General features: G+C 64.1%; 13 protein-coding genes and 1 pseudogene. 8 read left to right on the top strand and 6 right to left on the bottom strand.

Annotated elements, in window-relative coordinates; all coding sequences use genetic code 11:
- Window positions 1-58 precede the first annotated feature (58 nt).
- On the bottom strand, window positions 59-2800 hold the full coding sequence (gene acnA / locus FHW69_RS08240; RefSeq protein ID WP_183422563.1) for an aconitate hydratase AcnA: 2742 nt from the start codon (window positions 2798-2800) through the stop codon (window positions 59-61).
- 215 nt (window positions 2801-3015) lie between these two features.
- Between acnA and FHW69_RS08235 the strand changes: the two genes are divergently transcribed.
- A complete protein-coding gene (locus FHW69_RS08235) occupies window positions 3016-3951 on the top strand; it encodes a LysR family transcriptional regulator (RefSeq protein ID WP_183422804.1) in 936 nt (311 codons plus the stop codon).
- A gap of 7 nt (window positions 3952-3958) precedes the next feature.
- Here the strand turns inward: FHW69_RS08235 and hflD are convergent, their stop codons facing one another.
- Genes hflD through FHW69_RS08220 form a run of 3 tightly spaced genes read right to left on the bottom strand, consistent with a single transcriptional unit; the run spans window position 3959 to window position 6205 of the window.
- Window positions 3959-4585, bottom strand: coding sequence for a high frequency lysogenization protein HflD (gene hflD / locus FHW69_RS08230; protein WP_183422562.1), 627 nt, complete (start codon window positions 4583-4585; stop codon window positions 3959-3961).
- Between the two features lie 34 nt (window positions 4586-4619).
- On the bottom strand, window positions 4620-5720 hold the full coding sequence (gene mnmA / locus FHW69_RS08225; protein WP_183422561.1) for a tRNA 2-thiouridine(34) synthase MnmA: 1101 nt from the start codon (window positions 5718-5720) through the stop codon (window positions 4620-4622).
- The gene (locus tag FHW69_RS08220) at window positions 5717-6205 is read right to left on the bottom strand and encodes an NUDIX hydrolase (protein WP_183422560.1); all 489 of its coding nucleotides are present in this window, start codon (window positions 6203-6205) and stop codon (window positions 5717-5719) included. The genes mnmA and FHW69_RS08220 overlap by 4 nt, the downstream gene beginning before the upstream one ends.
- Before the next feature lie 120 nt (window positions 6206-6325).
- Here FHW69_RS08220 and clpS point away from each other — a divergent pair, with 120 nt between their 5' ends.
- On the top strand, window positions 6326-6658 hold the full coding sequence (gene clpS, locus FHW69_RS08215) for an ATP-dependent Clp protease adapter ClpS (RefSeq protein WP_183422559.1): 333 nt from the start codon (window positions 6326-6328) through the stop codon (window positions 6656-6658).
- Between the two features lie 76 nt (window positions 6659-6734).
- Window positions 6735-9002 (top strand): ATP-dependent Clp protease ATP-binding subunit ClpA, encoded by a 2268-nt coding sequence (gene clpA, locus FHW69_RS08210; RefSeq protein ID WP_183422558.1) that lies wholly within the window; start codon window positions 6735-6737, stop codon window positions 9000-9002.
- A gap of 170 nt (window positions 9003-9172) precedes the next feature.
- On the opposite strand, the gene infA is transcribed toward clpA, so the two are convergent.
- Together infA and FHW69_RS08200 are read right to left on the bottom strand one after the other, a co-directional pair.
- Window positions 9173-9391: a translation initiation factor IF-1 gene (infA, locus tag FHW69_RS08205; protein ID WP_183422557.1), complete on the bottom strand. Its 219-nt coding sequence runs from the start codon at window positions 9389-9391 to the stop codon at window positions 9173-9175.
- Between the two features lie 86 nt (window positions 9392-9477).
- Complete coding sequence (locus FHW69_RS08200) at window positions 9478-9753, bottom strand: polyhydroxyalkanoic acid system family protein (protein WP_183422556.1); 276 nt, start codon at window positions 9751-9753, stop codon at window positions 9478-9480.
- 144 nt (window positions 9754-9897) lie between these two features.
- Between FHW69_RS08200 and FHW69_RS08195 the strand changes: the two genes are divergently transcribed.
- From FHW69_RS08195 to aroA, 5 genes and pseudogenes are all read left to right on the top strand, one after another.
- Entirely contained in the window at window positions 9898-10668 is a 771-nt protein-coding gene (locus tag FHW69_RS08195; RefSeq protein WP_183422555.1) for an FHA domain-containing protein, read from the top strand.
- A 34-nt stretch (window positions 10669-10702) separates the two neighbouring features.
- Window positions 10703-11785, top strand: coding sequence for a 3-phosphoserine/phosphohydroxythreonine transaminase (gene serC / locus FHW69_RS08190; RefSeq protein WP_183422554.1), 1083 nt, complete (start codon window positions 10703-10705; stop codon window positions 11783-11785).
- A 112-nt stretch (window positions 11786-11897) separates the two neighbouring features.
- Window positions 11898-12965: pseudogene (pheA, locus tag FHW69_RS08185) on the top strand (prephenate dehydratase); the annotation flags it as partial.
- Entirely contained in the window at window positions 12962-14074 is a 1113-nt protein-coding gene (hisC, locus tag FHW69_RS08180) for a histidinol-phosphate transaminase (RefSeq protein ID WP_183422552.1), read from the top strand. The pseudogene pheA and the gene hisC, both read left to right, overlap by 4 nt.
- Complete coding sequence (aroA, locus tag FHW69_RS08175) at window positions 14071-15381, top strand: 3-phosphoshikimate 1-carboxyvinyltransferase (RefSeq protein ID WP_183422551.1); 1311 nt, start codon at window positions 14071-14073, stop codon at window positions 15379-15381. Before hisC ends, aroA begins: the two co-directional genes overlap by 4 nt.
- Window positions 15382-15483 lie beyond the last annotated feature (102 nt).

The following is a 15483-nucleotide window of genomic DNA, read 5'->3' as shown; positions in this document are numbered from 1 at the left end:
GCCACAAAAAAGCCGCCCCGGTCTCCCGGGGCGGCTTCTCATCCGAACAACCTGAAAGTTACGCCTTGGCCAGCTGGCGAAGCACGTACTGCAGGATGCCGCCGTGGCGGAAGAACTCGCGTTCCTTCGGGGTCAGCAGCAGCACCTTGACGGTGAAGGTCTTGACCGAGCCGTCAGCGCGCGTCGCGGTGACGGTGGCGGTCTTCGACTCGCCGCCGTTCAGGCCGGTGATGTCGAATACTTCGTCGCCGTTGAGGCCGAGCGTCTGTGCATTCTCGCCTTCCTGGAACTGGCAGGGCAGCACGCCCATGCCGACCAGGTTGGAGCGATGGATGCGCTCGAAGCTTTCGGTGATTACGGCCTTGACGCCCAGGAGCAGCGTGCCCTTGGCAGCCCAGTCACGCGACGAACCGGTGCCGTATTCCTTGCCTGCCAGCACGACCAGCGGCGTACCGTCGGCCTTGTACTTCATGGCGGCATCGTAGATGGCCATTTCTTCGCCGGTCGGCACGTACTTGGTGTAGCCGCCTTCCACGCCATTGAGCATCAGGTTCTTGATGCGGATGTTGGCGAAGGTGCCGCGCACCATCACATCGTCGTTACCGCGCCGCGAACCGTAGGAATTGAAGTCCTTCGGCTCCACGCCCTTGGAGATCAGGAAGCGACCCGCCGGGGAGTCCTTCTTGATCGAGCCGGCCGGCGAGATGTGGTCGGTGGTGATCGAGTCACCGAAGATGCCCATGGCGCGTGCGCCGTGGATGTCTTCAATGGTGCCGGCTTCGGCGGACATGCCGTCGAAGTAAGGCGGGTTCTTGATGTAGGTGGAGTCGTCCCACTTGTACGTGTCGCCATCGGGCGAAGCAATCTGGTTCCATGCGCTGTCGCCCTTGAAGACGTCGGCGTAGCTGTCCTTGAACATCTGCGGATTGATGGCGCCCGCGATGGTGTCGGACACTTCCTTGTTGGACGGCCAGATGTCCTTGAGGAACACCGGCTGACCATTGCTGCCCGTGCCCAGCGGCTGGGTGGTCAGGTCGATGTCGAGTGTACCGGCCAGCGCGTAAGCAACCACCAGCGGCGGCGAAGCCAGGTAGTTCATCTTCACTTCCGGATGCACGCGGCCTTCAAAGTTGCGGTTGCCCGACAGCACCGAGGCAACGGCCAGGTCGCCATCAGCGATGCCCTTGCTGATTTCGACCGGCAGCGGGCCGGAGTTGCCGATGCAGGTGGTGCAGCCATAACCCACGACGTAGAAGCCGACCTTCTCCAGTTCGGTGAGCAGGCCCGTCTTCTTGAGGTATTCGGTCACGACCAGCGAACCCGGCCCAAGCGACGGCTTGACCCACGGCTTGGAGGTCAGGCCGAGAGCGGCCGCCTTCTTGGCCACGAGACCGGCCGCCAGCATCACGGCGGGGTTGGACGTGTTGGTGCACGAGGTGATGGCGGCAATGACGACCGAGCCATCGTTGATGCGGAAGCTCTTGCCGTCCTTCTCGACCAGTACGCCTTCGCTGCTGACAGCGTTGGCTTCGTTGCCGACAGCGGTGCCGCCGCCTTCATTGTTGAAGCTGGCAACGTCGCCGTTCTTCGGCTTGCGGCTGGCGGTGAGCGGACCCACGGCATCGAGGAAGCTCTGCTGCACGCCTTCCAGCAGCACGCGGTCCTGCGGACGCTTCGGGCCGGCGAGCGACGGGCGCACGTCAGCGAGGTCCAGCGACAGCGTGGTGGTGAATTCGGCGTGCGGCGTGTTGGCGTCGTGCCACAGGCCCTGGGCCTTGGCATAGGCTTCAACGAGCTTGATTTCGTTCTCGTCGCGACCGGACAGGTGCAGGTAGTTCAGCGACTCCTGGTCGATCGGGAAGATGCCGCAGGTAGCACCGTATTCCGGAGCCATGTTGGCGATGGTCGCGCGGTCGGCCAGCGGGAGGGCAGCAAGGCCTTCGCCGAAGAACTCCACAAACTTGCCGACGACGCCGAGCTTGCGCAGCATCTGGGTCACGGTAAGGACCAGGTCGGTGGCGGTGACGCCTTCGCCGAGCTTGCCCTTCAGTTCAAAACCGACGACCTGGGGGATCAGCATGGACGACGGCTGACCGAGCATCGCGGCTTCTGCCTCGATACCGCCCACGCCCCAGCCCAGCACGCCGATGCCGTTGATCATCGTGGTGTGCGAGTCGGTGCCGAACACGGTGTCCGGGTATGCCCAGGAACCATCAGCCTTGTCGGCCGTGAACACCACGCGGGCGAGATGCTCAAGGTTCACCTGGTGAACGATGCCCGTGCGCGGCGGCACCACCTTGAAGTTGTTGAACGCCTTCTGGCCCCAGCGCAGGAACGAGTAACGCTCCTGGTTGCGCTCGAATTCGATCCGGACGTTGGTTTCCAGTGCGCTGGACGAACCGAAGGCATCCACCTGCACCGAGTGGTCGATGACCAGTTCGGCGGGAGCCAGCGGGTTGATCTTGTCCGGATTGCCGCCGAGCTTCGTCACGGCGTCGCGCATGGCGGCCAGATCGACGATGCAGGGAACGCCCGTGAAGTCCTGAAGGACCACGCGCGCCGGCATGAAGGAGATTTCGATATCCGGCTCGGCCTTCGCGTCCCACTTGGCAACGGCTTCGATTTCCTTCGCCGTGACGTTGACGCCGTCCTCGTGGCGCAGCAGGTTCTCCAGCAGGATCTTCATGGAGTAGGGGAGACGCTTCAGGTCGAAGCGCTCGCCGAACTTGGCCAGGCTGGCGATGCTGTGGCGCTTGCCGTTGACTTCAATAGTGTCTCGGACTGAGAACGAGTCTTTCATGCGGTACTCCTGGCGTGAACGATCTTTGCTGGGGAGGCGTCCGGCGCCTGTGTGGGGCGCCGTCAAAGCCGTGATTATCGCGCAAAACCACGGCCCGCGGCGAGCGCGGGGACCGTGTTGTCGCGGTAGAATGCGGGCTTACGACGTATCGTCGCCCGATTTCGGCGCCGAAAGGATGGAATGGGCAGGCGATGGGTGCAAACGCTTTTGACGGCATGCAGCGTTCGATGATTTCGATGGCCCTCTCGGCCGTGTCGCTGCGCGACCTGGCGCTGGTTCAGGCAGTGGCACGGCAGGGCAGTTTCAACAGCGCTGCGCGCGCCATGCATATCAGTCCTTCGGGCTTGTCCCATCAGGTGCAGAAAGTGGAACAGGCCCTCGGTGTGCCGCTGTTCGAGCGTGGCGGGCGGAGGGTTGCGCCCACGGCCAGCGGTCAGCGATTGCTGGCCCGCATTGACGATGTGCTGGCCGCTGCCCAGTTGCTGGAGCAGGGCGCTCGCGCGGGTGCGCGCGCATTTGGCGGGGAGCTTCGCCTGGGCGTGCCGTCGACCCTGGGGCCCTATCTGTTGCCGCACTTCATCGAGCCATTCCCGCAGCGCTTTCCCGGCGCTCGCCTCACCATTTCCGAAGGCAAGCCGCGCGGCTTGCTGCGCCGCCTGCACGAGGGGGAGCTTGACGCCGTACTGGCGCCACCGACCACGCCGGTCAACGGCATCGAGTCAGCCACGCTGTTCTTCGAGCCCTATGAACTGATGCTTCACGGCGGCCACCCACTGGCATCCCGTGCACAGGTGGCCATGAGCGAGCTGGATCCGGCAGACGCCACGCTGATGGCGGAAAGCCACGGTCAGGCATCAGCCGATCTGGGTGCCGAGGCGGCCGCCAATCCCGAGAGGATTCAGGATCTCAGCCTGGAAAGCCTCGCCACGCTGGTGGCGCTGCGTGGCGGATATTCGCTGGTGCCCATCCTGGCGCGCGAGCGGCTGGGCTCCATTCCCAACGTGGTGCTGACGGCCGTGGAAGGCTCGTGTCCGGGGCGGCATATCGCCCTTTACTGGCGCAGCGCGTCGCCCTGGCAGGACGACATGCACGCCTTCGCCGACTGGCTGCGTGACCTGGCCCGGCATATTCCCGGGCTGATGGCCGCCTGAGGGGCGATCAGCCCCCGTCGTCCAGCGTGGCGCCCGTCAGCAGGCCGCGAGCCAGCATGCTGCACTGCTTGCGATAAATCAGCAGCTGCCACTGGCGGCCGCCCAGCTGATGCCACAGCACGGCCGAGCGCACGGCTGCCAGCAGGGCAGCACGGACGCGGTCAACCACCACTTTCTGTTGCAACTGAGCGGGCGTGCCCGTGACCATGATGCGCGGCTTCAGTGTCGACAACGTGGATGAGTACAGCTCGGCAAGACGGGCCGTGACATTCGGATGAGTGAGGCCGAAGTGTTCCACCTGACGCTGCGCGCCGACGATGCCTTCGTGCAATTTGTCCAGCAGCGCACGGTGGCGCGACAGGCTGCGCTCCAGGCGCAATACGGTGATGGCCATGCGCATGACGGCCACATCGCGGGTCTGGTCTTCGAACTGCCCTACCAGCGAGCGCAGGCCTTTGCGCACCCCAGTGACGTTGCCGTATACCCCGGCCACCGAGTCGGCATCAATGCGGAAGACGCTGGCAAGGCTTGCCTCCATGGCTGCCTCGTCGCAGCGGCCGTCAGAGGCCAGCTGCTGGGCGAGGGCGGCGCCCTGAAAGACCCCCGCGAGTGCGAGGACGCGTTCTTCGTTCATCGGTACAGCCTGTCAAGCGGAAGGGGGATGGGGGTCACGGGGCGGTCAGCCCGCCGTAGGGTGCATCGGTTGCGGCAATCACGCCACCACCCAGGCACTCCTGGCCGTCGTAGAGCACCACGGACTGGCCCGGTGTCACGGCGCGCTGGGCGTCATCAAACACGATATCGAGGGTGTTGCCGTGTACCGTCACTGTGCAGGCCTGATCGGCCTGCCGGTAGCGGGTTTTGGCGGTGCAGCGGAAGCTCATGCCCGGGGGCTGGCCCGCGATCCAGTGTGCGTCGGTGGCGTGCAGGCGGGTGGAGTGAAGCCAGGCGTTCTCGCCACCCTGTGCCACGTAGAGGATGTTCTTTTCGACGTCTTTGCCCACGACATACCAGGCGTGGCCGGACATGTCGCGTCGGCCGCCAATGCCCAGGCCGTTGCGCTGGCCCAGCGTGTAATACATCACACCCTGATGCTCGCCGATGACTTCGCCCTCGGGCGACAGCATCTGTCCCGGACGCGCCGGCAGGTACTGCGCGAGGAAGCTGCGGAAGTCGCGCTCCCCGATGAAGCAGATGCCGGTGGAATCTTTCTTTGCGTGCGTGGGCAGTTCGGCTGCCCGGGCCATCTCACGGACGACAGGCTTTTCGATTTCGCCCACAGGAAAGAGCGTGGCGGCAAGCTGGTTCTGGCCCAGCGCGTGCAGGAAATAGCTTTGATCCTTGGCGGCATCCACGGCGCGAAGCAGGCGGTAACGGCCTTCGTGAAAATCCACTCGCGCATAGTGGCCCGTGGCGATTTTCTCGGCGCCCAGCGCCTGCGCGTGCTCCAGGAAGGTCTTGAACTTGATTTCGCGATTGCACAGCACGTCCGGGTTGGGCGTGCGTCCTGCGGCGTATTCGGCAAGAAAATAGGCAAACACGCCATCCCAGTATTCACTGGCGAAATTGCGGGCATGGAAGGGAATGCCCAGGCGGCCACAGACTGCCACGGCATCCTTGCGGTCGGTGTCGGCCGTGCAGGGGCCGTTGCGGTCGTCTTCTTCCCAGTTCTGCATGAACATGCCTTCCACGTCGTGGCCGGCTTCCTTCAGCAGAATGGCGGCGACGGAGGAATCCACGCCGCCGGAGATGCCAAGAATCACTTTCACGCGACAACTCCGGGCAAGAGGCTGCCCACCGTGCTCAGTGGCAGGCGCACGCCGTCCAGCCACGCGTCGATGCTCTGTAGGATCAGCGGGCTGCGCAGGCGGTCGCCCAGCGCGGCGATTTCATCGCGCCGCAGCCAGACTGCGCGGCGGATGCCGTCGTCCAGTGTGCGCTCCGGATCGTGTTCCACGGCCCGGCCTGCAAATGAGAAGCGCAGTACCTGCTCGCCGTGCTCGGGGCTGAGCCACTGCGTCACGCCCACCAGGCAATCCAGCTCCACGCGCCAGCCGGTCTCTTCCATGGCTTCGCGCACCGCCGCGGACGCCAGCGTTTCGCCCGGATCGAGGTGGCCCGCCGGTTGGTTATAGGCCACACGGCCGAGGACATCCTCCTCAACCATCAGATAGCGGTCACCCTGTGCGATGACGCAAGCTACAGTCACGCGCGGGCACCACACGGATGTGTCCTGGTTGTTGGCGGGAGACATGTAAATGACCGAAGCAAGACTGGAAAAGCGGTTATTGTGCCATCACCTTGGCGATTCAACGCTGCCGTGCCCGCGCAAGCGGGTGTATATAATCGAATCGCGCATTCAGGTTGGCTATCGATGTCCCACGAACATGAAAACGAACACGAGCAAAGCCACGAACATGGGCTGGCAGTCGAAATCTCCCGCCCGGAGGTTGCCCGCCCGCCGCTGTTCCAGGTTGTACTGCTGAACGACGATTTCACCCCCATGGACTTCGTGATAGAGGTGCTTCGTGGTTTCTTCGGCATGGATCAGGAGCGTGCCGTTCAAGTCATGCTGCACGTCCACACACGTGGAAAGGGTGTCTGCGGGGTATTCACCCGGGAAGTGGCCGAAACCAAGGTCACTCAGGTAAATGAATACTCACGTTCTCATCAACACCCTTTGTTGTGCACTATGGAAAAGATGTAGGTGGCGCCCCATCTGAACGTCATGCGGCACTAGAAGGGGTCACCCCCGCCGCCAACGCTAAACGGAGACGGTCCGTATGTTCAGCAAGGATCTCGAAGTCACCATCGGGCACTGCTACAAGCAGGCCCGCGAACAGCGCCACGAATTCATGACCGTGGAGCACCTTTTGCTCGCCCTGACCGAGAACAGCTCGGCCCTGGCAGCCCTGCGCGCCTGTGGGGTCGACCTGCCGCGTCTGTCGGCCGATCTCCAGCGAATCATCGCGGAAACCGTTCCGGTGCTGCCGGCCGGGGATGAGCGCGATACGCAGCCCACGCTGGGTTTCCAGCGCGTGTTGCAGCGAGCGGTTTATCACGTGCAGTCCTCGGGCCGCAAAGAAGTCACCGGTGCCAACGTGCTGGTGGCCATTTTCGGCGAAAAAGACTCCCATGCCGTGTACTTCCTGCATCAGCAGGAAATTACGAGGCTGGACGTCGTCAACTACATCTCCCATGGCATCGCGAAGATCGGCGACGAAAGCGCCGCTGCGGCACCCAGTGCCGAGCGCGAAGGTGAGGAGGGTGGCGAGGGCAAGGGCAATCCGCTCAGCGAGTACGCCAGCAACCTCAACGAGCTGGCCCTGCAGGGCAAGATTGATCCGCTGATCGGTCGTCAGGACGAAGTGGAGCGCACCATCCAGGTGCTTTGCCGCCGCCGCAAGAACAACCCGCTTTATGTGGGTGAGGCGGGCGTGGGCAAAACCGCGCTGGCTGAAGGTCTGGCCAAGCGCATCGTCGAAGGCCAGGTGCCCGAGGTGCTGGAAGACTGCACCATCTGGTCGCTGGATCTGGGCGCCCTCGTGGCCGGCACGAAATACCGTGGCGACTTTGAAAAGCGCCTGAAGGCGGTTATCGCGCAACTCAAGAAGCAGCCGAACTCCATCCTGTTCATCGACGAAATCCACACCATCATCGGTGCGGGTTCGGCGTCGGGCGGCACGATGGACGCGTCCAACCTCATCAAGCCTATGCTGGCCTCCGGTGAGCTGCGCTGCATCGGTTCCACCACGTTCCAGGAATTCCGCGGCGTGTTTGAGAAGGACCGCGCCCTGGCTCGCCGCTTCCAGAAGATCGACGTGGTCGAGCCCACCGTGGCCGACAGCATCGAGATCCTGCGTGGCCTGAAGAGCCGCTTCGAAGACCATCACTCGGTGGAGTACACCGCCGAGGCGTTGCGTGCTGCGGTGGATCTGTCGGTCAAGCACATCCCCGACCGCCTGCTGCCGGACAAGGCCATCGACGTCATCGACGAAGCGGGCGCCCGTCAGCGCCTGCTGCCTGAGGAAGAGCGCACCGGCAAGGTCGATGTGCCGGAGATCGAGTACATCGTTGCCAAGATGGCCCGCATTCCCGCCAAGCAGGTGTCTGCGTCGGATCGGGACGTGCTGCGCAATCTTGAGCGCAACCTCAAGATGGTGGTGTTCGGTCAGGATGCGGCGATTGAAGCACTGGCCTCGTCGATCAAGATGGCCCGCTCCGGTCTGGGCGATCCTGCCAAGCCGATCGGCAGCTTCCTGCTCGCTGGCCCCACGGGCGTCGGCAAGACGGAAGTGACCCGTCAGCTGGCAATGCAGCTTGGCATCGAGATGGTCCGCTTCGACATGTCCGAGTACATGGAGGCGCATTCCGTGTCGCGGCTGGTCGGTGCGCCTCCGGGCTACGTGGGCTTTGACCAGGGTGGCCTGCTGACCGAGCAGATCACCAAGCATCCGCATTGCGTGCTGCTGCTGGACGAAATCGAGAAGGCTCACCCGGATGTCTACAACATCCTGTTGCAGGTCATGGATCGTGGCGTGCTCACCGACACCAACGGTCGGGAAGCCAACTTCAAGAACGTGATCGTGGTGATGACGACGAATGCGGGCGCGCAGCTGGCATCGCGTCGTGGCATCGGTTTCGTGAAGCAGAACCACGCGCCGGACGCGATGGAGACCATCCGCCGGATGTTCACACCGGAGTTCCGCAACCGTCTGGACGCCGTTATCCAGTTCAATGCACTGGATTTCGACCACATCCTGCGCGTTGTGGACAAGTTCCTGATCGAGCTGGAAGCACAGCTGTCCGACAAAAAGGTCAGTGTGGATGTGACCGCCGAAGCCCGCCGCTGGCTGGCCGAGCACGGTTTTGACCCGCAGATGGGCGCCCGCCCGATGTCCCGCGTGATTCAGGACAAGGTGAAGCGCGCACTGGCCGACGAGCTGCTGTTTGGCAAGCTGTCCGAGGGTGGCAAGGTTACCCTCAGCGTGCTGGACGGCGAATTGCACGTCGAAACCGAGTCGTCAGAGCACCTGCCGGCTGTCGTGTAAGGCCGGATCGGATGTGAAGAAAGGGCCGCGCGTGAGCGCGGCCCTTTTTTTCGCCCCAGGCGAGCAGGAGGCCGGATTTCAGGCACGCAAAAAGGCCGCGCAAGGCGCGGCCTCTCATCGGAGCGGGATCGCGCGCAGCCGGGCTGCGTCGGGCGAATCCCGGGTCGGTATTACTTCATGCGGTAGGTGATCCGGCCCTTCGACAGGTCGTAAGGGGTCATTTCGATCTTGACCTTATCGCCCGTGAGGATACGGATGTAATGCTTGCGCATGCGGCCAGAGATATGGGCAGTGATGACGTGCCCGTTCTCGAGCTGCACGCGGAACATGGTGTTGGGCAGGGTTTCATTAACCGTGCCTTCCATTTCGATGACGTCGTCTTTTGCCATGTGTTCCGGGTCGGATGCACGGCCGGAATGGCCGTATAAGCCCGCTATTATGCCACGGAACGCCCCGAGGTTAAACCCACGCCAGATCAGGCGAAATGCTCGTCCAGCTTGCGGCGGATTTCGTCCTCGATGGTGCCCTTCAGGGGGGAGAGCAGCATGCCCAGTTCGGCCGTCACATGAACGTCTGCCGGGGCCACGGCGATGGCACCTTTTACCCCGGAGCGCTGGAAGGTCAGCGTGTCGCCGGTCCACTGGCTTTCGGTGCCGAACTTCTCACGCATGCGGTCGGCCACCTTTTCCACCACGGCGCGAGCATCGGCGACGCTGAGCGAGTGCGGGCGGCGGATGTCGATACGGGCCATGGGGTGTCCTTTGCAGTGGGGCAGGTTGGACCGGCAAGTCTAACCCCGACGGGCGTGGCTCTGCGATACCGCAATGCATCAAAAGCCGCTGCACCGGGGCGCGATGCTCTGCTAGAGTCCAATTGTTATCGACACGGTTCATCCATGCGCATCGAATTCGTCAGCTCGGCCCGCGGTGACTTCCATTGGTCGCAGCCCGTGCTCAGGCTCGGGCGCGCCGATGGCAACGACCTGGTGGTCGCCGAGCCGCAGGTGGCGGCTCATCACGTCAGCATTCTGAAAGATCGCCGCGGGCTCACCCTTGAGGTGGCGCCTTCGGTCGGTCGCGTTTATGTCAACGCGCGTCCTGTTCGTGAGCGGGCTCTGCTGCGAGCAGGCGACAGCCTGAGCATCGGTGACTGCCGCATGCTGATCCGCGATGACGACGACATCGAGCAGCGCGAACTCATTCCCGCAACCGACGCCCACTGCACGGTGGCGCTGCGCCCGGTGGCGGGGCCACTGTCCGGTCGCACGCTGCCGGTGGGAGACCGCCTGGAACTGGGCGCCCCGCATAGCGCATGGCCCCTGGAGCTGCCTCAGGGAGACGCCGCCGTCCTTTCGATCTACTGGCACGATGGCGCCCTTCGGCTGGACGGTTCCCGCGTGCCCGCCCGTCACGCATTACGGCTGAACGGCGTGCGCGTGGTTCAGGCCAGCCTGCAGCCGGGCGACCAGATCGGGGTCGGGGCTCATCGTTTCGTGCTGGATGGACCCGGCTGGTCGGCCGAGCCCGTCATTGTTCCGGCGCCCGCGCCCGAGCCCGAAGTGCTGCCCGAAGACGCCGCCGGTCCCCGTGGTGAAGTCTGGTGGCTGATTCTTACGGCAGCCCTGCTGGCGCTGGGCATTGCCGTCGTGTTGTTCGTTCATTTCTAGAGCGTCATCCACCCAACATCCGGAGTGTGAAGCAGTGAGCAGGGCCTGGAATTTCAGCGCGGGACCGGCAGCAATCCCCGAAGCGGTACTCCGTCGCGCACAGAGCGAACTTCTTGACTGGAACGGGGGCGGCGCCTCGGTGATGGAGCTTTCCCATCGCGGCAAGGCCTTCATGGAACTGGCCGCACGCGCTGAGCAGGACCTCCGCGACCTGATGGGCATCCCGGACGGCTACCGCGTGCTATTCCTTCAAGGGGGCGCCACCCAGCATTTTGCGCAGATTCCGATGAACCTGGCTGCCGAAGGCGCCAGCGCCGATTATGTGGTGACAGGCCACTGGGGCGAAAAAGCCGTGCGCGAGGCCTCGCCATACGTCACGGCCCGCGTGGCAGCCAGTTCGGCCGATGGCGGCTATGTGGACGTGCCGCCGCGCGCCTCGTGGGATCTGAATCCTGCGGCGTCCTATGTGCACATCACCACCAACGAGACGATCCACGGCATCGAGATGCGCGACATCCCGGACGTCGGCAACGTGCCGCTGGTGGCTGACATGTCCTCGGACATTCTGTCCGCCCCCATCGACGTGTCGCGCTTCGGCCTGATCTACGCGGGTGCGCAGAAAAACATCGGCCCGTCCGGGCTGGTGATCATGATTGTCCGTGACGACCTGCTGGCGCGCCCCGGCCGCCCGATGGCGAAAATTTTCCGCTACGCCGAGCACGCGGCCAACGATTCGATGCTCAACACGCCCAACACCTGGGGCTGGTATCTCGCCGGCCTGACGTTCCAGTGGCTGAAAGAGCAGGGTGGCGTGGTCGCGATGGGCGAGCGCAATCGCATCAAGGCGCAGAAGCTTTACGACGCCATCGACGGTTCGGACGGCTATTACAGCGCGCCCGTCGCTGTTCCGGCGCGCTCGCGCATGAATGTGCGTTTCGGCATCCACGACAGCGCGCTCGACGCGCTTTTTGTACAGGAATCTGCCGATGCGGGCCTCATGGCGCTGAAGGGCCACAAGGCCCTCGGTGGCCTGCGTGCGTCGCTGTACAACGCCGTGCCGGAGGAGGCCGTGGACGCATTGATCGCGTTCATGCAGGACTTCCGCCGCCGTCACTGATGTAACAGTCACTGATGTAACTAAAAAATCCTGTCACTCTTGCGGGCCCTCCACACTTCACCGACGCGATAAGAAGTCCATGAGCAAATCCACCACCGACAAACAAGCCACGCTGGCCGAGGCACGCACACGCATCGACAGCATCGACCAGCAACTGCAGCAGCTCATCAGCGAGCGTGCCCAGTGGGCACAGCAGGTCGGCCGGGCCAAGGGCCCGTTGAAGGCGGCGGTGGACTATTACCGACCCGAACGGGAAGCTCAGGTGCTTCGCGGTGTCATCGACCGCAACGACGGCCCGCTGCCCGATGGCGAGCTGATCCGTCTGTTCCGCGAAATCATGTCCTCGTGCCTGTCGCAGCAGCAGCCGCTGAAAATCGGCTTCCTCGGGCCGGAAGGCACGTTCAGCGAGCAGGCCGTGCGCAAGCATTTCGGTCACGCAGCTTATGGCCTGCCGTTGGGAAGCATTGAGGAAGTGTTCCAGGAAGTGGCCGCTGGCAACGCCGATTTTGGCGTCGTGCCTGTGGAGAATTCCGGGCAGGGCATGATCCAGATGACGCTGGACATGTTTCTCGTATCCACCGCCACGATCTGCGGCGAAGTTGAGCTGCGCGTGCATCAGAATCTGCTGTCGCTCTCGGGCAAGCTCGAAGACGTCAAGCGCATCTATTCCCATCCGCAGTCGTTGCAGCAGTGCCAGGCATGGTTGCGCATGAACGCGCCCAACGCCGAGCGCATCCCCGTTTCCAGCAATGCGGAGGCCGCGCGCATGGCGCGCACGGCAGACGACGCGGCTGCCATTGCCGGCGAGACGGCAGGGCGCGTGTATGGCCTGAAAACCGTGGCTGGCCCCATCGAAGACCGCGCGGACAACACCACGCGCTTCCTCGTCATTGGCCGCACGCTGTTTGCCCGCTCGGGCAACGACCGCACGTCGCTGCTGGTTACCGTGCGTGACAAGCCTGGTGCGCTTTACGATGTGCTGAGCCCGCTGGCCCGTCACGACGTAAGCATGAATCGCATCGAATCGCGCCCTGCGCATACGGGCAAGTGGCAGTACGCGTTTTTCATCGACGTGTCCGGTCATGTGGAAGACGCGGCCGTGCAGGCTGCGCTGGAAGAAATGAAGCCCGCCGCTGCCGAAGTGCGCGTGCTCGGTTCTTACCCCGTCGCACTGCCATGAGTGTTGCATTTGATGCGGCCGCGCTCGCCAATCGCGCGACGTCGGCACTGCGTGCCTACGATCCGGGTCACGACCTTCCGGCGTTGCGCCTGCGCTACGGTGGCGTGCTGTCCGAACTGGGCTCCAACGAAAACCCGCTAGGCCCCAGCCCGCGTGCGATGGAGGCGGCATCTGCCGTGCTTGCCGACGTGTGGCGTTATCCCGATCCGCTGGGGGCTTCGCTGAAGCAGGCGTTGTCGTCGGAGTTGGGTGTTCCGGTTGCCGGCATCACGCTGGGCAACGGGTCGCACGAGTTGCTGATGTTGCTGGCGCAGTGCTTCGCCGATGCAGAGCATCCGGTGGTCCATTCGCAGTATGGTTTCGCTGTGTTTCCCATCGCGGCGGCGGCGGCGGGTGCGCCGGCCATTCGTGTACCGGCGCTGCCTGCGGACGATGAGGTTGCGCCGTATGGGCACGATCTGGACGCTATCGCCAGTGCGGTTACGGCCTCCACGCGGCTGGTGTATCTGGCAAATCCAAACAACCCCACCGGCACCTGGTTTACCGACGCCGCACTGGAGGATTTCCTGGCGCGCGTACCCACCGACACGCTGGTGGTCGTGGACGAGGCCTATCACGAGTATGTGGACGCTGCGGGCCTCAGTACGGGGTTGCACCTGCTGGACCGCTATCCCAACCTCATTGTGACGCGCACGTTTTCCAAGGCGTATGCGCTCGCGGGTCTGCGCATTGGCTACATGGTGAGCCATCCATCGGTGGCTGCGGTGTGCGAGCGCCTTCGCGAATCGTTCAACGTGAACGCCGTGGCGCTTGCGGCCGCCGAGGCAGCCCTGGGCGATCACGAGCATCGCGCCCGCGTGCGTGAGGTGAATGCGCGCGACCGCGAGTGGTTTGCCGAGGCGCTGCGCGCGCGTGGTCTGCGCGTGCTGCCGTCGCAGACCAATTTCGTACTCGTGGATACCGGTGGCGACGCCACCGCCTTCGAGCAACATCTTTTTGAGTGCGCGGTGATCGTGCGACCGATGGGCGGTTACGGCCTTTCCCATACGGTGCGCATCAGTATCGGCAGCCGCGACGAGCTGCAACGTCTTCTGGAGAATCTGTCATGAGCCGCCTGGACTGGCTGAGCAATCGCGGCACGCCGCTTCGTGGCGAGGTGGTCGTGCCTGGCGACAAATCCGTCTCCCATCGCGCGCTGATGTTCGGCGCGCTGGCCGAAGGGGTCACTCATATTCGCGGCTTCCTCGAAGGTGAGGACACGCGCGCCACGGCCGCCATTCTTGGTGAGCTTGGTGTTCGCTTTGAAACGCCGGCACCGGGCGAGCGCATTGTCCATGGCGTGGGCCTGCATGGTTTGCGTGCGTCCGCACGCCCGCTTGATTGCGGCAACGCGGGTACCGGCATGCGCCTTCTGGCCGGGTTGCTGGCGGGGCAGGCGTTTGATTCCACGCTGGTGGGGGATGAGTCGCTGTCGAAGCGGCCGATGCGTCGGGTGACCGATCCGCTGGCGGCGATGGGTGCGACCATCGAGACGCAGGATGGCCTTCCTCCGCTGGTCATCCGTGGTGGCGCGCCGCTGCGTGGCATCCAGTACACGCTGCCGGTGGCAAGCGCGCAGGTGAAGTCCGCACTGTTGCTTGCCGGGCTTTACGCCGATGGCAGCACCGAGGTCATCGAGCCGCATCCGACGCGCGATTACACCGAGCGCATGCTCGCAGCCTTTGGCTGGCCCATCGAGTTTTCGCCCGGCAAGGCCTCACTGGAAGGTGGCCATGCCTTGCGCGCCACCGACGTGGATGTGCCGGCTGATTTCTCGTCCGCCGCGTTCTTCATCGTGGCGGCATGCATTGTTCCGGGGTCGGAGCTTCGCCTGCGTTCGGTGGGTCTCAATCCCCGCCGTACCGGCTTGCTGGCAGCCCTTGAGCTGATGGGTGCGAATATCGAAGTGGAAAACGAACGCGAGAGTGGTGGCGAGCCTGTCGGCGATCTCGTCGTGCGCTATGCGCCGCTGCACGGCGTCGCGCTGCCGCTGGATATCGTTCCGGACATGATTGATGAGTTCCCCGTGCTGTTCGTGGCCGCTGCGGCTGCCGAGGGCATGACCACCATTCGTGGCGCCGCTGAGTTGCGCGTCAAGGAATCCGACCGCATTGCCAGCATGGCGGCGGGTCTGATCGCCTGTGGCGTCAACGTGGAAGAGTTGCCCGATGGCGCGATGATCGTCGGTGGCCGCATTGGCGCTGGCAGCATTGACAGTCATGGCGATCACCGCATTGCGATGGCGTTTGCGGTGGCAGGCCTGGTGGCGGATGGCCCGATCACCATTGGTGACTGCGCCAACGTGGCGACGTCGTTCCCGGGGTTCGTCGAGCTGGCCAATGGGGTGGGTTTTGCGTTGAAGGGGGAGGCGGCGTAACCGCGTCGTCGCTGCACTCCCCGGAAAGCGTCCGCCTACCCCAGCCCCGTAGCGCCATGGCACCCATCCGGCCAATGGCGCTACGCTTGCGGCCCCCGCTGC

It is taken from the genome of Luteibacter sp. Sphag1AF (genome assembly GCF_014192715.1).
In the GTDB taxonomy this organism is placed as follows: Bacteria; Pseudomonadota; Gammaproteobacteria; order Xanthomonadales; family Rhodanobacteraceae; genus Luteibacter.
The sequence above is the reverse complement of the archived record's forward strand: the minus strand, read 5'-3'. Positions and strand labels throughout refer to the sequence as shown.